Source organism: Phormidium sp. CCY1219 (genome assembly GCF_055795085.1).
Map to the genome: position 1 here is coordinate 1 of NZ_JAYFEQ010000943.1, position 2,568 is coordinate 2,568.

The 2,568-nt window shown below is 43.1% G+C and carries 4 protein-coding genes and 1 pseudogene; 3 read left to right on the forward strand and 2 right to left on the reverse strand.

The genetic code is table 11. From position 1 onward, the window contains the following. On the forward strand, nt 1-180 hold a 180-nt coding region (locus AC0QH1_RS30745; protein WP_324635254.1), incomplete at its 5' end, for a hypothetical protein. A gap of 71 nt (nt 181-251) precedes the next feature. Here the strand turns inward: AC0QH1_RS30745 and AC0QH1_RS30750 are convergent. Beyond that, nucleotides 252-785, reverse strand: a pseudogene (locus AC0QH1_RS30750) (hypothetical protein); the annotation flags it as partial. On the opposite strand from AC0QH1_RS30750, the gene AC0QH1_RS30755 reads away from it, so the two are divergent. Beyond that, nucleotides 697-882: a hypothetical protein gene (locus AC0QH1_RS30755; protein WP_324635257.1), complete on the forward strand. Its 186-nt coding sequence runs from the start codon at nt 697-699 to the stop codon at nt 880-882. The pseudogene AC0QH1_RS30750 and the gene AC0QH1_RS30755 sit on opposite strands and share 89 nt — an antisense overlap. A 47-nt stretch (nt 883-929) precedes the next feature. Here the strand turns inward: AC0QH1_RS30755 and AC0QH1_RS30760 are convergent, their stop codons facing one another. Continuing rightward, nucleotides 930-2,048 carry a hypothetical protein gene (locus AC0QH1_RS30760; RefSeq protein WP_324635255.1) on the reverse strand — a complete coding sequence of 373 codons (1,119 nt, stop codon included), beginning with the start codon at nt 2,046-2,048 and terminating at the stop codon, nt 930-932. 235 nt (nt 2,049-2,283) lie between these two features. Between AC0QH1_RS30760 and AC0QH1_RS30765 the strand changes: the two genes are divergently transcribed. Then, on the forward strand, nt 2,284-2,520 hold the full coding sequence (locus AC0QH1_RS30765) for a hypothetical protein (protein WP_324635256.1): 237 nt from the start codon (nt 2,284-2,286) through the stop codon (nt 2,518-2,520). The last annotated feature ends 48 nt before the right edge of the window (nt 2,521-2,568 follow it).

The following is a 2,568-nucleotide window of genomic DNA, read 5'->3' on the forward strand; positions in this document are numbered from 1 at the left end:
CTTGGGTTTCGCCCGCTAGAAGGTGATAGCGATCGCTTCAATCAGGCGATCGCGCGCGCGACAGGCGCAAGAGACACTAAATCCGACCTTCTCGCGCTTTTGCTAAATCACCTGCTAGAGGTGTGCGATCGCCTCCAAATAGATCCGAAGGAAGCGATCGCAAGAATTTTTCAGAAATAACTGTTAGAACTAACAGTTATTTAGAGTCATTCAACTGGCGGAAGTTTTTCGATTGGGTTTTTTTGTTCTTCCATCAAACAAGCAATTTCATGGGGATTCAAATTATCCAAACAAACCATTTCCCGGGTGCCCTGCAAATCAATCAACCGACTGACATTTTGCGGGTCTTCGAGCATAGATGCTGCTTGTTCGATTACCTCCCAGTTGGTTCGTTCCGCCCAATCCCATTTCAGGCTATAATAGTTAATTGGCCTCAACACCCCGGTTTCATCGGGTTTCTGACCGGAATGCTTGACGAATTCGGGAATAAAAATTCCCTCGGCTGGCTCAATTCCCCGAGCCTGCACGGATACTACCAAGCGATTAAAGTCATTCAGGCTGCGCCCTTTAATGTAAGTTACCATCACCACATTATGGGGCATTTCTCCGGCTTCAGCCACGAACCAAATTTGTCCCCAAAGGGTGTTTTTTGTTTGGCCAAGATTGCCGAAAAATTTGCTAAACTTCAAAATAGTCATGGCTATTTTAGAGCCGTATTCTTCGTCGCCAGTCGTCCATTTGCCAGATTGGCAGTTATTGCGCAAGGCAAATGGCATTTCTGGCAAGATTAAAGCGTTTTCTGTTGGAGCACCAAAAACCGATAAAGTTGGTTTGCTGTTGTTGTCCATTTTCCTTTTTTTCCTCTTTTCTGTACTCAACTAGGGACTAAACCCTATCCTCCCATCTGCAGCTGGGAGGATGCGATTTAGTTAATTCCTACCAACAGAACGCCATACCTCTCCATTCCAACGAAAATGTCCTTTCGGTGATAGTATTTCTATTTTGTGGCCTTGATTGTGCAATCGTCGTGTTCGTTCGTTAATTTCTTCGTAATACACTGCCTGATCGGCAAATGAATTCGTATCGGTATTGTAAAAACTCCACAGGTCGTTGTTATTCCTGATTACTCGATAGGTGTACGTTTTTTGTGGAATTTTTGCCTTTTGGAGATTTATTGAAGCAGAAAATAAGTTATTCATATCTACTTCTTCGTTCTCTTCATTTTTGGGTTTTTCTTCCCAAAAACTACAATTTTTGTAATCCGAGTTATTTTTTAACTCGCGACAAGCACGAGCAATATTTTCCTCGGTTTGCAATGGATTTCCTTGGCTGTAAATTCTCCGATTTGAATAGGTAAATCTGTTGTTCGGTTGCGGATGTATCAATCCAAAGCAAGCGGTGATTCTTTGTTTGTTTGCCCGGTCCTCTACTTCCCCTAGGACCTTAAAATCGTATCCACTATCACCGCTTTCTGCTCGGAGTTGACAACCCGGAAAGGGGGAATATCCGTTGCAAAGTTGTACCAACTTTACGCTTGCTGGCTCTGCTTTTTGGATTTTTTGGGGATGTGCTGGGATTATTTGTTTCTCAAGCAGCTTTTTCGCTGCCTTAATTTGTTGAAATTCCGTTTGAAGCATCAGTTGATGCTTGCACCGGCCTCCAATTAATCCAGTGTTTTTCCGCCATGCCGGACATGTGCAGTCCTGTTCTGACGTAAAGTAAACTTGATTTTCTTTGGAATTATTGCTCCCTGAAAGTGGACGAACTTCATACACCTCCTGGCTGACTTTTTCGATTGCATAAATCGGCAATCCGTTTAGGCTACACCGCCGCGACATTATTCGATTGTCTTTTGTTTTGAATCGTACTATCGGAATGAAAATTTTTTCTTCCAATACTATGTGGCCACGATGCCACACTTTTTGATTTTTTTGCTCTACACTTAAACTTAGTGCTTGTTTGGAATCTTTCCAGTGTTTTATTTGATTCCACAAGGCACTATAATAAGCCTTGTCGCTTTTGAAAAAGCCGAAAACTACTTTTGCCATCGTTAATCTCCTTAGTCTACTTGCATTGATTTCATTGGATCCAAGTACCTTGCCCAATCTGTCTCTCCTGAAGCAAGGTGAAAAGGATCCTTATTGAATTTTCAAGGTTCTTGTCTTAACCACACTTTTATTATTGCACGGGGTCAGGCAAAAAGCAAGGGGTTGTAACTTTTCTTTACAATCTTTTTTAGGGAGACCCCGTGCTAGAATAGAGTAAGTACATGAGGAGGCTCCAATGGGAAGAGGAAGACCCGGGGGAAATCCTGAGCTGGAAAAATTCCAGTTTCAGAAAGGCGATCGCCCAGAGTCTTTGAAATCGAAGCTATCGATTTGGATCGAGCCATCGATGGTCGAAGCGCTCAAGCAAAATGACAACTGGCGCGATGAAGTGAGGCGGGCGATCGCGCAGATCGTCAAGCAGCGTGGGCAACTCTCGGAAGAACTTCGAGAGTATTACGGAATAGAAAATTAGCAATCTGCAAATATCACCTCCGTAATGGAGGTGATATTTTTTGTTCGT

Coding starts and splice junctions, on each gene's coding strand:
- AC0QH1_RS30765 (WP_324635256.1), top strand. CDS start 2,284: ATGGGAAGAGGAAGACCCGGGGGAAATCCTGAGCTGGAAAAATTCCAG.
- AC0QH1_RS30755 (WP_324635257.1), top strand. CDS start 697: ATGGCTATTTTAGAGCCGTATTCTTCGTCGCCAGTCGTCCATTTGCCA.
- AC0QH1_RS30760 (WP_324635255.1), bottom strand. CDS start 2,048: ATGGCAAAAGTAGTTTTCGGCTTTTTCAAAAGCGACAAGGCTTATTAT.